Here is a 17,595-nt window from a genome sequence, read left to right as displayed (position 1 = left end):
GGTAGAGCAAGCCTTTCGCGACAAACTCGAAAACAGTCATACTATTTTCTGTAACGCAATTGATAAGGGTTGCTGCTTATTCTATGCTTCGATGCATGCGAAGAATTCGGGGTACGCGCTCGAACGGAGCGTGCATCGATCAGGATCACCGATCGTCAGTGTGACATTGCCCCGCGCCTTGAAAGGATGTGTCCCGAGCGGGCGGCGGCGTATGCGTCGCCTCGAATGATCCGAATCGAGCGAGGCTGGCGATGGCGAATCCCGATGGTCAGGCGGACACGAACAGCTCAGCGGAAGATCCTTTCAAAAAGGTGATGGCCGACGAGCTCAGGCAGATCAATCGCACGAGAAAGGTGGTCTTTCCTTCAGCGCGCGACGTGATGACCGGAAAAGGAACGTCGCTCACCGGGCTCGCGCTCTCGGGCGGCGGCATTCGCAGCGCGACGTTTTGCCTGGGCATGATTCAGTCGCTGTGCGAGAAAGAGCTGCTGCGTCATTTCGATTATCTTTCGACCGTTTCCGGTGGCGGCTATATCGGCGCATGGCTTTCGGCGCAGATCTACCGAAGGTGTCCCGACGGCACGCCGAGGGAGCTGGAGGCGAAACTCAGTCCGACAGAGAACGGCGTCCAGAAGGACCGTGAAGATCCGTCGATCGTCTTTCTGCGCGAGTACAGCAACTATCTGACGCCGAGACTCGGCCTGCTGAGCACAGATACCCTTGCCGCGATCGCCGCCTATCTGCGCAATCTCACGCTGATCCAGAGCATGCTGATCCTGATGCTCAGCTTCCTGCTTCTGGTGCCGAGAGTCCTGTTTCTGCTGATGCGCTGGACGCAGTCGCTCGTCGGGCAGGATGCCCAATGGCCGGTCGCCGGGATGATCGGGATCGTGGCCGTGCTGCTGTGGGTGAGCATCCGGAATATCGAGCGCAACATGAACTCGAACGGGAACGCAAAGACCGCCTGCACGAGCTTCGTGCTCGTGCGGATTCTCGGCCCCGGCATTCTCGCCTCGTTCATCCTCACGGCGGCGATGACGATTCTGGCAACGCTCGACCATCCACTCCCCCGTGACGGCGTTCTGACCTGGATAGTCGTCTTCGTGATCATCTTCGGCGTCGGCTCGACCATGCTTCCGGCCGAGCGCAGGAACGTCGAGTTCGATGCGCCCGCGAACAAGCCGCAGACCGGTCCCGCGCCGCCGTCGGTGTCCAGTAACCGCGCGCGCTGGCGCAATCGCTGCTGGATCGTGTTCTTCGGCCTGTTCGCCGGCGCGACAGGCGGATTCGGGCTGTGGCTCGTCCGAAGCCTGCTCGGCGTTGCGCACGCGACGTTCGGCAGGGCGGCTTCCGGCGCGCCGGATGTCCAGTCCGTGATATGGATCGCGATATCGGTCGCGCCGTTCCTGATTCTGGGCGTGCTCTCGTTGATCATCGTCGTGCATCTCGGACTCGTGGGCCGCATCTTCGAATACGAAGTGCAGGAGTGGTGGGCGCGCTACGGCGGCTGGCTGATGTCCATCATCGTTTTCGTAGGCGGGATTTTCGTCGTGTCGGTGTATGGGCCGGCGCTCGTCGTCTTCGGCTCGAACTGGGCGCGCGCGGGCGGCGCGGCGTGGCTGCTGGCGTCGCTCTGGGGCGTGCTGAAGGGGGCGTCGAACAAGACGGGCGGCCCGGGGCCGTCGTGGACCGAGCGTCTCCTGGTCGTGGTGCCGCATGTGTTCATCATCGGGCTGCTGATCCTGCTCTCGTACGCGATTCACGCGATCTGGCAGGCGGCGCTCGATCCGTCCGACGTTTTGTCCGCATGCAGCACGCCGCACAAGGGCGATTCGCACCCGTACCTGTGCGTGCTCGACACGACGCTCGCGCAGATGACGGCACAGACCAGTGTTCCGGTCGTCAAGCCGTGGGCGCACATGGGCTTGGTGGTCCTGCTCGGCACGGCAGCCGCGTGGGCGTTGCTGGCGTGGCGCGTGGACGTCAATCTGTTCTCGCTGCACAACTTCTATCGTAACCGGCTGACCCGTTGCTATCTCGGCGCGTCGCGCTGCGGCGACGGGAATCGGAAGCGCGAGCCCGATCCGTTCACGGGTTTCGATCCCGCCGACGATATCCCGCTCGACCGGCTGGCTGCGTGCAAGCCCGAGCCGGAAAAGGACGGCGGCGCGACCGCGCAGTGCGCGCCGCCGCAGGGGGACGAGGGCGCCTATGTGCAGCGGCCTTATCACCTTCTGAATACGTCGGTGAATCTGACCGAAGGCCAGAGCCTCGCGTGGCAGCAGCGCAAGGCCGGCTCGTTTTTCTTCTCGCCGCTCTATTGCGGCTTTGGCCTGCCGCAGGCCTACGTTTCCAGGCAGGAAGGGGCGGGCAAGTTCGTGCGGACCGCGGACTATATGCGCACCGGGTCCAGATCCGGATCCGTGCGCGCTCCGTCGCGCAAGTCCGGCACCCTTCGCGACGTCGGTCCGATGCTCGGCGGCGCGGTGGCGATCTCGGGCGCGGCGGCGAGCCCGAACTGGGGTTTCCATACCGATCCGGGCGTGGCGTTCCTGCTGACGCTCTTCAACGTGCGGCTGGGCAGATGGTGTCCGAACCCGGTCCGCGAGACACCGGAAGGGCCGGTTCCGCCGAGTCCGGCGTTCAGCGGCAAACTGTATCTCAACGAGCTGTTCGGTCACGCGGACGCGAAATCCGACTATCTCTATCTCTCCGATGGCGGTCACTTCGACAATCTCGGCCTCTACGAACTCGTGCGCCGGCGCACCGAGCTGATCGTGGTCTGCGATTGCGGCGAGGACGCGCCGCTGCATTTCGACGATCTCGCCGACACGATCCGCAAGTGCTCGGCCGACTTCGGCGTCGATATCGTCATCGACGTGGATCCGCTGCGGCATCTGGAAAAGGGCAGCAAGAGGCCGCCGCCGCAGAGCAAAGCGTACGTGGTGGACGGCATCATCAAATATCCGGCGAGCAAGACGGATCGCACGATAAAACCGTTCTGCGGCACGCTGATTCTGGTCAAACCCACCTTGACCAAGGACGTCATCTCGACCGCATCGGACCTCGTGAATTACGCGCTGACCAACGATACTTTTCCGCAGCAGACCACGCTCGACCAATGGTTCGACGAAGCTCAATTCGAGAGCTATAGAAAGTTGGGATACCTGATAGGTTGCCGCTTGCAGAAGAAGTTATTCGGGAAAATGTTCGAGAAGGGGAAGACGCTTCAGGAGCTGCTGCACGGTTGCACGGGCATCGAGTGACCAGGCTGCAGCGGCATTCCAATTTTCCAGCCCGTCGTTCGTTTGATAGCTGCGAACAGGTGTCAGCCGTATCCCGTCATGTCGGACGGGCCGTGTCCGGTCGTATCGAAGTTGAAGGCTTCGCCGCCTAAACTCTGATGGCCAGCTACGGGTCTCCTTTTTCGAATCCTGCTCGCTGGCATTCATGAGGAGGTCGCCATGAAAACGTTCGTTATTGCGGTTGCTGCTGCGTCGGCGCTCGCCGTGCCGCTTTCCGCGTTCTGTCAAACCGATGCGTCACCGACGCGTGCCCAGGTGCGCGCCGAACTGGAAAAACTCGAGCAAGCGGGTTATAACCCGGCAAAAGACGATCCAAACTATCCGGTGGACATTCAGACGGCTCAGGCGCGCGTATCGGCCCAGAGCGGCGCAACCGGCTATGGAGGCGTGACATCCGGCGCATCGACATCGGGTTCCCGCACTGTCGTTCAGCCCGCTTCATCCGAAGAGTTAAAGCAGATCTATTTCGGCGGACAATAACCGCTTCGATCGCAGGAGAACATGTGCGCCGCGGATTCTCGAGTCTTCGGCGCATTTTCATTTCATCGCAACCGTTCCGGCTCATTCAAACCGCATCGTCTCCGCTCGTCTATACGCAAGGAACAATCGAACAATCATCCGACGGGAAGACATCATGGGTTTCTTCGATCTGGGCGTGCAGGAGGAAGCTTCGTTTCTCACAACCGTTCGACACACCGTTCTGGAAGGGCCGCTCACCGTGGTGCGCTTCTCGGACTCGAACCGCCACGAGCAGGGCGCATATGGCAAGTACTGGATGTACGGCTCGGAAGTGCTCGAAGCCCTGGCGCAGCGCACGATCGATCGCCTGATCCGCGATGTCCGGCGTCGCTGGGCCATCTCCAACGACTGGGGCGATCTGCGAAACTGCTGGGTGCTGCGCCTGCCGCAAGGCGCCGAGCTCAACGCCTACTGGGGCTTCACTAAGCCGCAGTCACGAGTCTCCGAAGAGGCGGCGAAGAGCCTCGCTCAACCCACCGCGAAGTTCTACGCGGGCGGCTCCATTCAACTGATCCTGTCGATCGGACCGCGCGAGCGTGGCTACATCACCGGACCGTTCAGCACGCTCTGCCTCACATCGGCGATGATCGAAGGCCGATGAAATTCGCCGTCACCGTGGTCTCGCCGCCGGGCTATGCGCATTCCGCCGCATTTCACGAAGTGGCCGAAACGCTTCATCATGCGCTCTGCTCGCTCGGTCACGACAGCGTGATGACATGCGAGGCAAAGCTCGACGGACGGCGGCATATCGTGCTCGGCTCGAACCTTCTGCCGCATTGCGGACTGACGCTCGCGCCGGACGCGATTCTCTACAACCTCGAACAGGTCCACGCGGGATCGGCATGGATCACGCCCGGTCTGCTCGCGCTGCTGCGCCGTCATGTCGTGTGGGATTACAGCGCCGCGAACGCATGCGCTTTCGCGGCGCTCGGCGTGCATGTCGGGCGCGTGGTGCCGATCGGTTACGTGCCGGAACTCACGCGCATCCGCTTCGCCGAGTCGCGCGATATCGACGTGCTGTTCTTCGGTTCGCTATGTCCGAGACGCGTGAACATCATCGACAGGATGCGCGCGGCAGGCATCGATGCGATCGCCGTGTTCGGCCTCTACGGACGCGCGCGCGACCGTCTCATCGCGCGCGCGAAGCTGCTGCTCAACGTGCACAGCCGCGCCGACGGCGTACTGGAGATCGTGCGGCTTTCATACTTGCTCGCCAACGGATGCGCGGTGCTGAGCGAGCGTTGCGCGAACCCGCAGGATGAAGCGCCGCTCGCGCGCGCCATCGCCTTCGCCGATTACGATGCATTGCCCGCACGCGCCGCCGAACTGCTCGCCTCGTACACGGAGCGCGAGCGGCTCGCGCGCGACGGTTTCGCGCAGATGCGGGCGCGTTGCGCGGCGGACTATCTGCACGCCGCGCTCGTATGAAATCGCGCGCGCGACGCGCTCAGGAAACCATCACGGCGCGCACTGACTGGACTCCAGCGCGAGCAGATTCAGCACGAGCAGAATGGCGGACTGATTATCCGCGCTGATCGAGATGCCGAGCGTGCCGCCGATCCATCGACCGATCTTGGTCGCCGCGAAATCCTCGCTTTGCGCGGACTTTTTGAGCGTCACGCCGAGCTTCAGCGCCCGATAGTGGTACGAAGGAATGTGATGCCGTGACGCGAGGCCGAAGAGGCCGCCCTTGTCGCCCGAGCACCAGCCGAAGGTGCCGGCGAGCACCAGTTGCTCGTACCTGTCGAGTCCGCCGATGAACTCGCGCGCAAGATGCCGCACGCGCGCTTCATCGAGTCCATGTTGAATCAGAACCGAGCGGATCGGATCGTCCACCGCGTGCGCGTGTTCGTCCATCTGCTCTTCGACGCCATCCACTTCCATCGACACGTCGCGCTGATGGCTCGCGCTGCGCAGGTGATCGATCAGAAAGCGCCTGAAATACGCGCACACCGCATAACCGCTCGATGGCGCGCTGTGCTCGCCTGCATGCGAAGCGCCGTGGCCGGGTTCGAGGCGCAACACCTTGGCATAGATGAACTGAGCGATCAGCTCTTCCTTGTCCTCGCGCAACGCGTGCAGCTCGGGCGGATGATACGTGCGCAGCGCGCCTTGCACGAGGTTATAGATCGACAGCATCTCGTCGTGCGACAGGTTCGTGCGCCGCCGCCACAGATCGGTGAGCATCGGAGTCGCGCCGCTTGCCTGCGCGACGTCCAAGGTCAGGGTTTCCATCTCGTCATCCCCCCATTCAGGTGGCCACGAATCGAGTATGGTTTTTTCCTACCAACCGACCAATATGCCGTTGGTAATAGCCGTCGTCTAAACGCCTGGGTAAACCGGCCAAGGGGATGACAGAATGCATGGCGATCAACGAAAGCGCGAGCTCGACGCCGATATCGACCACGATGTCGCAAGCGCGCTCTATGCCTCCGACCCCGCCTCCTTCGCGACGCACGCCTGTGCGATCGTGCTTCTCGTCGTCGTTTATGGTGGGCGCGCAGGCGAAGGGCCCATGCCTCTCGTTTGCGTGCTGCTCTATGGCGCGGCGATCTGGCTTTCCATCGGCTTGTGGACGTGGCGGCGGCGTCGGCCCTTGCGGTTCGGCGCGCGCCGGTGGATCGAACTGCACGCGTTGAGGAACGTCGCGCTTCACAGCGCGCCGGGCCTGTCCGTCTGGTTCGCGTTCCAGCATGCGTCCGCGGGACTCGCCGCCGCGCATATCGTGCTGCTCGTCGCGCTCGCGGCGCTCGCCTATGGCGCGAATGGCCTGAACCTGCTCAACCTTCGCAGCGCGGTGATGCCGCTGCTTCTGCCCGCTGCCGCGCTGCATCTTCTGCAACCGGAACATGGCCGGCTCGAACTGGGCATCGCGCTCGTCATTTTCATCGCCGCCGTGGATCGGCTCGCATCGCAATATCGCGGACTCTTTCGCGGCATCGTCGAGGCGCGCGTCGATCAGCAGCGGCTCGCCGAAACCATCGCGCGGCAAAAGAGCGTGATCGAGGAGGCGAGCATCGCGAGGACGCGTTTCTTCGCGGCGGCGAGTCACGATCTGCGTCAGCCGCTGCATGCGATCGGCCTGCTCGCGCAGTCGCTCACCGATCGCCGCGCGAGCGAAGCCGAGCGCGAGGACACCGCACAGCACATCGTCGGCAATGTCGAAGCGTTGAATCATCTCTTCAATCAGGTGCTCGATCTGGCGCGCATCGAAAGCGGCGTGACGCAGGTGATGCCGCAGCACTTCCATCTGTCCGACGTGCTCGCACGCATCGAGCGGCAGTTTCGGCCCGCCGCGGCCGCGAAGGGGCTGGCGTTGCGCATCGCGCCGACGACCTGCGTCGCGTTCACCGATCCCGTGCTGCTCGAACGCGTGCTGGTCAATCTCGTCGCGAACGCGGTGCGCTATACCGAGCGCGGCGCCGTGTGGGTCGGTGTGCGCCGGGCCGCGAGCCGCGAGCGCTGCTTCGTCGAAGTGCGCGATTCGGGCATCGGCATTGCGCCGCAGGAGCATGCGCTCGTGTTCGAGGAGTTCTATCAGGCGCCGCTCGCGCATCGCGACGGCCGCCAGGGCCACGGTCTCGGGCTTTCGACGGTGCGCAGCCTCACGCACCTGCTCGGCTGCGAGCCGATGCTGCGCTCCGCGCCCGGCCGCGGCACGACCATGCGCGTGCCGGTGGAAACAGGCGATGCGAGCCTCGTCACCGCGAGCCTCGTCGCGTCGCCCGCGATGAGCGCGTTCATCGACGGCCGCCGCGTGCTGTGCGTCGATGACGATCCCGCGAATCTCGATGCGCTCGGCGCCTTGCTCGCGCGCTGGGGCTGCGTCGTGCGCGGCTGCCGCGACGAGCTCGCCGCGGTGCGCGCGATCTCCGAAGGCTTCGTGCCGGAGGTGCTGTTCTGCGACTATCGGATCGACCGTCATCAGACGGGCATCGAAGCGATGCAGGCGGTGCGCGAGGCGTTGCGCCGTCGCGGCCACAACGGTCTCGCACGCGTGATGATCACGGGCGACATGACATCGCCCGAACTCGCGGCGCTGGCGGCCGAAGGCGTGCCGGTGCTGCACAAGCCGGTCACGCCGACGCGCCTGCGCCGCACGCTCGACGCGCTGCTTCAACCGCACGGGCAGGGGCACGAGGCGGCGTGATTCGCGGGCTTGCGCTTGCCGCGCGTCACGCGACGTTGCCGCGCATGCGCAGCGCCCGCAGATACTGCCCGGCCACTTCCGATGCGCCGTAATGCACGACGGTCTCATCGACGAGCGCCCACACTTGCGCGCCCGCGAGCCGCACGCGCCGGCAGAACGAAAGGTCTTCGGACAGGTAATGTCCCTGTTCCTCGATGGTGTCGAAGAAGCCGTAGAAGCGGCCGTCCGGCAGCGCGTCGCGATATTGCTCGGGCGGCGCATAGCATTGCGTGAACGGCAGCGTGACGTCGAACGCATCGCGGCGCGCGAGAAAGATGCCGGTCCCGACGTGCTCCGCTTCCACGAAACCATCGGTCACGCGCGCGTGGCCATCGCCGGAAGTCATGAGACGCACCGTGTAGTCCGCATGCTTTTCGAGCCATGCGCGCAGCGTCAGCCCCTGATCCGCCTCGCCGATGCACTTGTCGAGGTTCACGCGCCGGTACGGATACGCGACGCCCGCCACGCACTTGCCGGCGGCGAGCAGCTTCATGACCGCTTGCGGCGCGAAGCGCATGTCGGTGTCCAGAAAGAGCAGATGCGAGAACTCCGGATGCGCGACGAAATAGCTCGCGAAGAAGTTGCGCGCGCGGATGACGTGCGACGAGCCCACATGCATCGTCTGGAAACCGCAGCCCGCGTCGGTGAGCGCGCGGGCGGTTTCCATGAGCGAGAAGGCGAAGTTGATGTGCACGTCGTCGTGATGGGTCGGCAGGCAGATGAGCACGTTGGGCGCGGTCATAGCTCGCGTCCCGTGCGCAGCCAGTCGTTGATGACGGCGATCGCAGCCGACCGGCTATGCACGCCGAGCGCCCGGAAGATCACCGAAAGATGGACCTTGACCGTGCCTTCGGCGAGTTGCAGTTCGCGCGCGATCATCTTGTTCGTGCAGCCGCGATGCACGAGCCGCATGATCTCGCGTTGACGCGGCGAGAGATTCTCCATCAGATGCCGGTGATGCGACGCGAGCGGCGCGCCGGGCGCGTTCCTGAGCGGTTGCGTCGCGTCGGCGGGGTGCGGCGCGACGGCGTCCGCATCGACGAGGCAGAGCGCTTCGATCGGCACGTAGGCGCCGCCCGAAAGCACCAGCTCGATGGCCTTGAGCATCACGTTGGCGGGCTCGCGCTTGGGCACGAAGCCGAGCGCGCCGGCGGCAAGCACGGCGCGCATCTCATCGACGGATTCTTCCGCCGACAGCACGACGAGCGGCAGCGCGGGATTGGCCTTCAGCAGCGCCGTCAGCGACGACGCGCTCGCCATGCCCGACATGTGCAGATCGACGATCGCGAGATCGTGATTCGCGTCGGGATGCGCGGCGGCGGCGAGCGTGTCCCAGCTATCCGCTTCGTCGAACTGCGCTTCCCGATCCAGACCGCGCAACAGCGACTTCACCGCATGGCGGATCAGTTCATGATCGTCGGCGACGAGGAATTTCATGCTCGCTCCAGCGTGTGCTTCATGGCGCGCTCGATGGCGTATCGTCGACGCACAGGTCCGGGTCGCTCACGACGCAATCGGCGCTCGGCATCGCCGGGCCGCCGCGCACGCGCACCGCCGATTCCTTCGCCGAGATGCGCAGGCCCTTGGGCAGCAGCACCCACATCTGCGCCGGCTGCTTCATGCGGCTCGCCTTCTGTTGCGCCTTCTCGCCGGTGCCGAAGAAGTAGTCGGCGCGCACCGCGCCGCGAATCGCGCCGCCCGCGTCCTGCGCCATCAGGAGGCGCGAGACCTGCGAACCGTTCGCCGCTTCCGTCGCGTTGATGAACACCGGCGCGCCGAGCGGCGTCGTGCGTGGATCGACGGCCGCGGAGCGTTCCGCCGAGAGCGGCACGCCGAGCGCGCCGATCGGCCCGGCGGCGGAATCGGGGATGGCCCGGAAGAAAACGTAGCTCGGGTCCGAGGATGCGAAGGCATAGGCGAGCGATGGCGCGGGCGCGTCGGATGTGCCGGTGGTATCGGCGGCGGGCGCGGCGGATTGAACCGCCGTGTGCACCGCCGACGGCGAAGTGCTCACGCGCGCCGGCCGCACGGCGGGCGTCGCGCCCTTCGCGAGACTGAAGCCGCGCAACAGCGGCGATTCGGGCGGACCTTCGGGGCGTGCCGCCGTGTCGTCGGGCGGATCGGCGTCGGCGGCGCCGCGCAGCAGCACGGACTTCGGCGCCTCGTCGGAATTGGACGCGTCGATATGGCCGGGCGTTTCCTGCGTGCTCACGTCGCGTTCGTCCAGATCGATCTCGACGCCGCGCACGAGCACCTTGCGGCCCTGGCTCGACGCACTCGCGACCGGAGGATTGAACGCGAGCCCGTTCTGCTCGGCGTACGCGAGCCGGATGACGCCCGCGCCGTCGGGCAGCACGATCTTGCCGGCGCCCTGCAACTGCATCGCATAGAGCATCGCGGGGTCCGCGACCCAGGCGAGCACCGGCGCGTCGATGCGCCCGCGCTCGATCTGCGCGCGCGAATAGTACGGCACGATGCGGTTGCCCTCGCGACGCAGCCGCAGCTTCTTGTCGCGGATGTCGGGCACGCTGTTGCCGAGGTCGAGCGCGTAGACGCCTTTCGCATTGCCGGTCGCGATCGCCGCGAGCGGCACCACCGTGCGTCCTTCGACGCGCGCCATGACCGCTTCGCTGCGCGCATTCGGCGGCAGGCGGCGCGCATCGAGGAACAGCATGTCGCGCGGCACGCCGTAGACGGGAAAGACATAGGGCGAGCCGTATTTGCGGCTGCCGCGCAGGACCGGCTCGTAGTAGCCGGTCAGCACGCCGCGCGAACTCCTGTCGACGTTGCGGATCTGGTAGACCGTGAAGTTGTCCTCGAAGAAGCGGCGCACCGCGGCGTTGTCGCTGGCGGCGATGCCGCGCGCCGCCGCACAGGGCGCCGCCCACGCGGCCTTGCCCGACAGCACCGAGCAGCCGCGCCGGAAGGCGTCCCACGATTGCGCGACGTCGTCGCCCGACCAGCCGGGCACGCTGGAAAAGGGCACGGGTGTGTAGAGCGCGTTCTTCGTGGCGAAGGGCGTCGCGGTTCCGGACAGCGCGGCCGTGGGACTCGCGGGCAACGGATTGACGATCCCCGGTTCGCGTCCCGATGCCGCCGCGCTGACGATCGGCGCCTGTTCGACCGGCTCGTCGGAAGCGGCGCTGGTCGAAGCCGTGTCGCGCGCCTGCGCGACTTGCGCGGGCGTCGATGTCGGCGAATTCGCGCACGCGGCGAGCGCGCCCGCGAGCATCGTGCAAAGCAGGGAAAGCGCGGCGCGCGCGGCTAAAGGAGAAACGCCGGGCGTGCGTCCCGACTTCGCGGCTCGGCCGCGCGTTCGTGGTGCCATGATGTCCTCGTCCAGCCGCAGTGGCTTTCGACTTGCCGTGCCGCGCGTCATCGGGCGTGAGGCGCGTTGCGCTATTTAGACGAATGGACGACATCGATTTTGAAGGCGGCCGCGCCGAACGCGACCGGGCACGAGGGCGTCCCGCTGCCGCACGACGGCACGCCCGCGAACGGCGACGCCGTGAGCGTGCGCTGCGCCGCCGCCGCGTTCTGAGCCACGGGCGAGAGGTTCGCGAACACGGAATCGTGCGTCATGTCGAGCGCCGCGAAATCGCGCGGCGCGCTCGACACGATCGCGATGAAATGATTCGCGCCGACGGGCTCGCCCGCTTCCATCGGCCAGCTCGGGCGCGGCAGCACGAGGCGTTTCTTCGCGCCGATGCGGTTGTCGCGGTCGAGCTCGTTCGGGAACAGTTGCAGATACTGGTTCGCCGGATCGACGACGAACACGTAGAGATAGCCATCGCGATTGCTCGTGATCGAGAAGCGCAGCCGGTCATGCCCGATCACGGCGCGCGGCTGCGGCACTTCCGCCTTCACGACGATGGACGGGTCCGCGAGCGAGACGATGCGCGCGAATTCATCGGCGGGCGTGAAGGGTGGCAACGCGGGCGGCGGCGCGGGCGGCGGCTTTGCGTCGGATGCAGCCGATGCCACGACAGGCGCGGCGGAAGCCGGAACCGGCGCGCTCGCAACATTCGCCGCGCGATCGACAGCGGCGGAAGGCGCGTGCGACAGCAGCTTCGGCACGAAGAAGCCGAGCGCCGCCGCCGTCGCGAGTCCGCACGCCGCACCGAGGAACCAGCCGGCGCGTCGCCGCGCGCCGGGCGTCATGCCGTTCGCGCCGCCGCCTGCCGCGTCTTCATCGAGGGAAATGCCGAGTTCGGCGGCGAACTGCCGGTCCGTCTGCGGCCGGTTCGCGGGCTGGACGCTGAGCGCGTGATCGATCGCCTTCAGGAAGCGCTCCGAATAGCGCCCGGCTGCGAGCTTCGCGAGCGGCTGATAGCTGTCCTTCACCATGCGCCCGACGGACGGCGGCGGCGTCTTCCCGGTGATCGCGAAGTAGACCAGCGCGGCGAGCGCGTAGTGATCGGTCCACGGTCCCTGCCTGAGCGACGGCACTTCGGCGTACTGCTCGATCGGCGCATAGCCCGGCTTCAGGATCACGGTGAGCGCCTGCGTCATGTCGCCGATCACGCGCCGCGCCGCGCCGAAATCGAGCAGCACGGGCCGATGACTCTCCTCCAGCAAAATGATGTTGTCCGGCGCGATATCGCGATGAAAACAGTTCGCCGCATGCAGCACGGCGAGCGCATCGACGAGCGGTGTGAGCAGCGCGCGCAGCCAGGCTTCGTCGGGCGGCGTTTTTCTGGCCTTGAGCGCGTCCCTGAGCGTCACGCCCTTGTAGTACGGCATCGCCATGTACGCGGTGCCGTTGGCTTCCCAGAAGCGGTACACCTTCACGAGCGACTGATGATCGAAGCGCGCGAGCAGCCGGGCCTCGTCGTTGATGAAGCTTTTCAGACCCGCGCGGAACATGCTCTCGTAGCGCGCGGAGCGGACCTGCACCTGCGTTGCCCCGACCCGCGCGGCGAGCGCCGACGGCATGTACTCCTTGAGCGCGACATGTCGGTCGAGCGAGGTATCGAAAGCCAGATAGACGATGCCGAAGCCGCCTTCGCCGATCAGCCCGAGAATCTCGAATTCGCCGAGCCGCGTGCCCGGCGGCAGGACGTTGTGCGTGGCGGCCTGCTCGAAGGCTTGTGTCGCGCCCTGCGCGTCCTGTTGCCGAAAGCCGCTCACGATCACCGTCCGGTCGTCCCCGGCGTTGTTCTCGGTCCTGCCGTCGTCGCGGTCGTCTTCGGGCGCGCGGCCAGTCGCATTCATGATCCGCAATCCCGCAACAGGGTGGTGAAGAGCGCCGTGTCCGGCAGCCCGTAGACCGGCCATACGGTGAACGGGCGCGGCGCGTCGTCGGGCGGATCGGCGGCGCTCGCGGCCTGCGCCGAGGTCCACATGCTCATGCCGTAGACCTCGCTCTGCCACGCCGGCGCGAAGCTGCGCGCGAGCGTTTCGGGCAGCGCCTCGGGCGACTGCACGATCCACGGCTCGTCGAGCACGGCCGAGCGCGTGGCGGCGGCCGGCGCGCTCAGCACCGGCACGGGCAGCGCGGCGAGTTGCTCGTCGAGGCGCTCGATGCTGTGATCGAAATCGAGCGCGACGAGCGCGACCCCTTCGATCGCCGAAAGCCATTGCCACAGCGCGGCGACCTCCGCGCCCGTGGACGGCGCGCACGGCAGCGCCGCCGCGATGGTCAGCGGGAAATGCCGTCCGACGCGGTCCACCGACGCCATCACGACGCCCGTCCAGCACGAGGCGAGCGTCGGCGCGATCGCGCCGGGCATCGCGAAGAAGCGCCATACCGGGCAGGTGAGATAGAGCTCGAGCCAGTCCGCGCCGAGCGCGTGCTGCGTTTCCGCGACGCGCTGCGCGAGCCACGCGTCCCACGGCGCGACGAACGCGTCGGACAGACGCCGCGCGGCGAAATCGCCGAGCGAGGGCAGCTTGCCGTACCAGCCGGCGATGCCCGCGCCGCCATCGACGAGCGTCGCGCCGAGATCGTCGCTCATAGGCGTTCCGGACAGGAAAACTTGCGCAGATCCGCGAGGCGGAACGGATTTTCGACACTGTTCGCCGTCACTTCGAAGCGCGCCTTGCGGCCTTCCACATCGAAGGTCACGATGAAGCGCTCGGGCTGATCGGTCGGCTCTACGTCGAGGCGGTCGAACATGCGGAACAGCGCCCACGGGCCTTCGAACATCACGTTGCTCGCGCCGCTCGACGGCGGCGGCGTCAGTTGCAGGCTCACGCGTCCCGAGCCGCGCGCGCCGGGCCACTGGATCGTCGTCGCGATCTGCGGGCCGTGCGCGTAGTTGAGCACTTGCCCGTCGACATCGAGCGTGAAGGAGAGAATCGTCGGGTCCATGTCGAGCGGCTTGAACTTGAGCGTGAGTGCGGGCGTCTTGCCGCCCGCCGCGAAGAACACGCCGCGGATGGTCGCGGCGCGCTCGAACTGCGCGAGTCCTGCGGGGCTCACTTGCGTCGCCGACGAATCCGATTTCTTGAAGGCCCACGGCTTCGCGGAAACATCGACGTCCTGCGCGAGGTTCTTCTGGAAGAAGTCGTCGAACTTGCCGCCCGGCGCGAACAGTGCGCCGAAATCCTCGGGCAGCACGTCGCGCGTCGAGCCGGGATTGAACGGATAGCGCCCGCCCACCGCGCTCACGCAGTACGCGGAAATCGACTCCTTCAGATCGCCCGTCATGTTGGCGCGCCGCACCTGCTGCGTCTGCGCGGCGCCCTGACTGCCGAGATCGAGCAGCGCCGTGCGGATCGGCTCGGGCATGCGCGCCGCCTGCGTGCGCAGCTTCGCGGGCGCGTCCGAGGGCGGCGGCGCGGTTTTCTGCTGCAGGGCTTCGTCGGTCGCGCTCAGGTATGTGTAGACGTCGTTGATCAACGCGAGCATCTGCGTGACGGGCGGCGGCTGACCTCCGCCCGGGCTCGTCACGAGCGCGCGCAGCCCGGTGAAGCGGTCATCGACGATGCTCTCCAGCCGCGTGCCCGGCGCGACCGGCGCGATGCGCGTCGGGTCCGGCCCGCCGATGATGTTCAGCAATTGCTGGCGCGCCGCGCTGATCTTGTCGGTGGCTTTATCGACGACCGTGGTTTCGCTGTCGGGCTTCGCGCCGAGCGTGGTCTCGCGCGAGGCGGCCTTGATCAGCATCGCGAGCGGCGAATCCGGCGCGGACAGGATGCGCGCGATCTGCACCGACTGAGTCAGATTGTCCGAGCGCACGATGCGCACGTCGTTCAGGAACTCGGTCCAGACGCGCACGTAGTCCTGAAGATAGAGCAGCCGCACGTCTTCGGTCAGACGCTGCATCGCCGCGGGATCGCCGCGAGGCAGGCCGCTCTGGTCGCGGATGCCGAGCACCCACGGCTCTTCGGCGGCGAGCTGCACCGAGACCTGATCGACGGCCTTCAGAAACGCCTTGTGATAGCCATCGAACGAATACAGGCCGGGCACGCCGCTCGTCAGCGGCTTGCCGCTCGAACGCACGAACACGAGCGACGCGTTCGGCCCCGCCGCGCGCGCCACGGTGAATTCGGGAAAGTCCGCGCCGACGCCTTGCTGCTTCACGCGCCCGTACACGCGCTGCGCGAGCGTGCTGGTGGCGAGCATCGCACGCACATGCGCGACGAGGCGCTCGTCGAACGGCAGGTTCGGATGCACCACGCCGCGCGCGAACAGCGTATCGAGATGCGCGGCGAGGGTGGCGCGCTCCTCGTTGCCGACTTCGCGCGGCAGGGTGCGGTCCCAGTCGGTGACGATCCAGGTCTTGAGCGCATCGGCGTTCTGATGATCGGGCTGGTTCATCATCAGATACGCCTTCAGCGATTCATACGCGTAGCCCGGGTTCGACGGGTTCGCGCCGCGCGCCTGTTCCTCGATGCGCGCCGCGAGCTTCGGCAGGAAAAGATCGTCGAGAAGGCGCTCGTAGGCGTCGTTCGCGGCGGCGTCGAGCTTCGCGCCTTGCCACAGGCCGAGCTTCATCGCGAGCGGCGGATGCGCGGCATCGACCTGCGGAGTCGATGCAAGACTGCGTACCGCCGAGAGCAGCGGCAGCAGCGCGACCACATTCGCGTTCGCGGCCGTCGTGCCCGCCGCCGCCTGCTTTGCGAGCTGCGCGGTCTGATCGACGCTCGCCACGTAGGAACGGTTGCGCAGATAGCTCGTGCCCCAGAGCGTGAGCGCGCACGCGCTCACAGCCGCGATCGCCGCGTAGGCCGAAAGCCGCCACAGATGCCGCCGCCGCGCCCATTGCAGATTCGATCCGGCGAGGCCCTGTTCCGTGAACACGACCCGCGTGAGCAGCCGTTCGAGAAAGAAGCTGCGCCCGCTCGATGCACGCGCCGGCTGCACGCCGCGCTCGATGCCGAACGCGCGCGTGAGAGACCCCATCACGCGGTCGATGGGCGTGCCTTCCTGCGTGCCGCTCGTGAAATAGACGCCGCGCACGAGCGGGATGTCGTCGTGTTTCGACTGCACGAAGGTCGCGCGCAATGCCTCGGCGAGCACCGGTTTCAGCGCGGCGAACTGCTGCGGAAAGCCCATGATCGCGGCGCGCTGCGCGATGCCGGTCTCCGTGTTCAGGCGCTCGGGCAGACGCGCGACGAGGCGTGCTTCGAGCGCATCCAGCTCGGCATCGACGCGCGCGGCGAAGTCGGCTTCGCTGAGCGGGCGCTTCGGATCGTACGGAAAGGTGAAGCCGAAGACCTGCGCGCGCTCATCCTTCGAAAGATCCGCGAAAAACTCCGTGAAGCCCGCCAGCAGGTCCGTCTTGGTGACGAGCACGTAGACCGGAAAGCGCGTGCGGAATGCCTGCATCAGCTCGCGCATGCGCGCGCGCAGCGTCGCCGCCATGTCGCCGGCGCTCGCGGGCGTCGCGGCGAGAAGATCGGGCACGGCGAGCGTCATCAGCACGCCGTTGATCGGCTGGCGCGGACGCGTCTTGCGCAGCAGCGCGAGAAAGCCTTGCCATGCGGCCTGATCGGTGTCGCGGTCGCTTTCATGCGTGGTGTAGCGGCCGGCGGTGTCGATCAGTACGGCGTCGTCGGTGAACCACCAGTCGCAGTTGCGCGTGCCGCCGACGCCGCGAATCTTGTCGGTGCCGAAGCGCTCGGCCAGCGGGAAGCGCAGGCCGGAATGCACCAGCGCCGTGGTCTTGCCCGCGCCCGGCGCGCCGATGAACATGTACCAAGGCAACTGATACAGATACTGTCTGCCCGAGAGCGTGATCCAGTCGCGCCAGCCCGGCTTTCTTCCCGACGCGGTGATGCGCGCATCGCGCAGCGCGCCGAGCGCTTCATCGAAGCGCCTGGCGAGCGTCGCGACTTCCGCTTCGCCGGGCGTGGGCGCGGCATTGGTTCGCGCGATCTCGGGCGGCGCGGCGAGTCCGGCGCAGAGCGCGGCCTGCGTGCGTCGCGCGCGCCACGCGACCCAGGCATGGCGCAGCACGAGCAGCAGCACGACGCAGCCCATCGCGATGAAGCGCGCATCGCGCGTTTCGAGCGGATACTTGCCGGCGATCGACACGAGCGGCCCGGCGATCCATATCGCGCCCGAAACGAGCAGAAGTCCGATGACGAGCAGCAGCAGCGGATGGAAGACGATCTTCAGAAGCTTCTTCATGG

Annotated in this window: 12 protein-coding genes; 5 read left to right on the top strand and 7 right to left on the bottom strand. The window is 66.6% G+C overall.

Annotated elements, in window-relative coordinates:
• Positions 1–251: 251 nt before the first annotated feature.
• From PQR08_RS01700 to PQR08_RS01685, 4 genes are all read left to right on the top strand, one after another.
• On the top strand, positions 252–3,266 hold the full coding sequence (locus PQR08_RS01700; protein ID WP_250486732.1) for a patatin-like phospholipase family protein: 3,015 nt from the start codon (positions 252–254) through the stop codon (positions 3,264–3,266).
• Between the two features lie 198 nt (positions 3,267–3,464).
• Positions 3,465–3,785 (top strand): DUF4148 domain-containing protein, encoded by a 321-nt coding sequence (locus tag PQR08_RS01695; RefSeq protein WP_250486733.1) that lies wholly within the window; start codon positions 3,465–3,467, stop codon positions 3,783–3,785.
• A 154-nt stretch (positions 3,786–3,939) separates the two neighbouring features.
• The gene (locus tag PQR08_RS01690; protein WP_250486734.1) at positions 3,940–4,425 is read left to right on the top strand and encodes a hypothetical protein; all 486 of its coding nucleotides are present in this window, start codon (positions 3,940–3,942) and stop codon (positions 4,423–4,425) included.
• A complete protein-coding gene (locus PQR08_RS01685; RefSeq protein ID WP_408161003.1) occupies positions 4,422–5,252 on the top strand; it encodes a hypothetical protein in 831 nt (276 codons plus the stop codon). Before PQR08_RS01690 ends, PQR08_RS01685 begins: the two co-directional genes overlap by 4 nt.
• 30 nt (positions 5,253–5,282) lie before the next feature.
• Here PQR08_RS01685 and PQR08_RS01680 read toward each other — a convergent pair whose 3' ends face one another.
• Positions 5,283–6,059, bottom strand: a complete 777-nt coding sequence (locus PQR08_RS01680; protein WP_187603036.1) for a hypothetical protein — start codon at positions 6,057–6,059, stop codon at positions 5,283–5,285.
• A gap of 124 nt (positions 6,060–6,183) precedes the next feature.
• Here PQR08_RS01680 and PQR08_RS01675 point away from each other — a divergent pair, with 124 nt between their 5' ends.
• Entirely contained in the window at positions 6,184–7,974 is a 1,791-nt protein-coding gene (locus tag PQR08_RS01675) for an ATP-binding response regulator (protein ID WP_250486737.1), read from the top strand.
• Positions 7,975–7,999: 25 nt separating this feature from the next.
• On the opposite strand, the gene PQR08_RS01670 is transcribed toward PQR08_RS01675, so the two are convergent.
• From PQR08_RS01670 to tssM, 6 genes are all read right to left on the bottom strand, one after another.
• The gene (locus PQR08_RS01670; protein WP_250486738.1) at positions 8,000–8,755 is read right to left on the bottom strand and encodes a glycosyltransferase family 2 protein; all 756 of its coding nucleotides are present in this window, start codon (positions 8,753–8,755) and stop codon (positions 8,000–8,002) included.
• Positions 8,752–9,450, bottom strand: a complete 699-nt coding sequence (locus tag PQR08_RS01665; protein ID WP_250486739.1) for a LuxR C-terminal-related transcriptional regulator — start codon at positions 9,448–9,450, stop codon at positions 8,752–8,754. Before PQR08_RS01665 ends, PQR08_RS01670 begins: the two co-directional genes overlap by 4 nt.
• 19 nt (positions 9,451–9,469) lie before the next feature.
• Positions 9,470–11,341, bottom strand: a complete 1,872-nt coding sequence (locus PQR08_RS01660; protein WP_250486740.1) for an MltA domain-containing protein — start codon at positions 11,339–11,341, stop codon at positions 9,470–9,472.
• Between the two features lie 71 nt (positions 11,342–11,412).
• The gene (locus PQR08_RS01655; RefSeq protein WP_250486741.1) at positions 11,413–13,227 is read right to left on the bottom strand and encodes a serine/threonine-protein kinase; all 1,815 of its coding nucleotides are present in this window, start codon (positions 13,225–13,227) and stop codon (positions 11,413–11,415) included.
• Complete coding sequence (gene tagF, locus PQR08_RS01650; protein WP_187603041.1) at positions 13,224–13,970, bottom strand: type VI secretion system-associated protein TagF; 747 nt, start codon at positions 13,968–13,970, stop codon at positions 13,224–13,226. The genes PQR08_RS01655 and tagF overlap by 4 nt, the downstream gene beginning before the upstream one ends.
• Positions 13,967–17,593, bottom strand: a complete 3,627-nt coding sequence (gene tssM / locus PQR08_RS01645) for a type VI secretion system membrane subunit TssM (protein WP_250486742.1) — start codon at positions 17,591–17,593, stop codon at positions 13,967–13,969. Before tssM ends, tagF begins: the two co-directional genes overlap by 4 nt.
• Between the last annotated feature and the right edge of the window lie 2 nt (positions 17,594–17,595).

The sequence above is a fragment of the Caballeronia jiangsuensis genome, assembly GCF_046030135.1.
GTDB classification, from domain to species: Bacteria; Pseudomonadota; Gammaproteobacteria; order Burkholderiales; family Burkholderiaceae; genus Caballeronia; species Caballeronia jiangsuensis.
Note: the sequence above shows the minus strand (reverse complement) of the source record. Positions and strands in the feature narration are given on the sequence as shown.

Coding starts and splice junctions, on each gene's coding strand:
- PQR08_RS01700 (WP_250486732.1), top strand. CDS start 252: ATGGCGAATCCCGATGGTCAGGCGGACACGAACAGCTCAGCGGAAGAT.
- PQR08_RS01695 (WP_250486733.1), top strand. CDS start 3,465: ATGAAAACGTTCGTTATTGCGGTTGCTGCTGCGTCGGCGCTCGCCGTG.
- PQR08_RS01690 (WP_250486734.1), top strand. CDS start 3,940: ATGGGTTTCTTCGATCTGGGCGTGCAGGAGGAAGCTTCGTTTCTCACA.
- PQR08_RS01685 (WP_408161003.1), top strand. CDS start 4,422: ATGAAATTCGCCGTCACCGTGGTCTCGCCGCCGGGCTATGCGCATTCC.
- PQR08_RS01680 (WP_187603036.1), bottom strand. CDS start 6,059: ATGGAAACCCTGACCTTGGACGTCGCGCAGGCAAGCGGCGCGACTCCG.
- PQR08_RS01675 (WP_250486737.1), top strand. CDS start 6,184: ATGCATGGCGATCAACGAAAGCGCGAGCTCGACGCCGATATCGACCAC.
- PQR08_RS01670 (WP_250486738.1), bottom strand. CDS start 8,755: ATGACCGCGCCCAACGTGCTCATCTGCCTGCCGACCCATCACGACGAC.
- PQR08_RS01665 (WP_250486739.1), bottom strand. CDS start 9,450: ATGAAATTCCTCGTCGCCGACGATCATGAACTGATCCGCCATGCGGTG.
- PQR08_RS01660 (WP_250486740.1), bottom strand. CDS start 11,341: ATGGCACCACGAACGCGCGGCCGAGCCGCGAAGTCGGGACGCACGCCC.
- PQR08_RS01655 (WP_250486741.1), bottom strand. CDS start 13,227: ATGAATGCGACTGGCCGCGCGCCCGAAGACGACCGCGACGACGGCAGG.
- tagF (WP_187603041.1), bottom strand. CDS start 13,970: ATGAGCGACGATCTCGGCGCGACGCTCGTCGATGGCGGCGCGGGCATC.
- tssM (WP_250486742.1), bottom strand. CDS start 17,593: ATGAAGAAGCTTCTGAAGATCGTCTTCCATCCGCTGCTGCTGCTCGTC.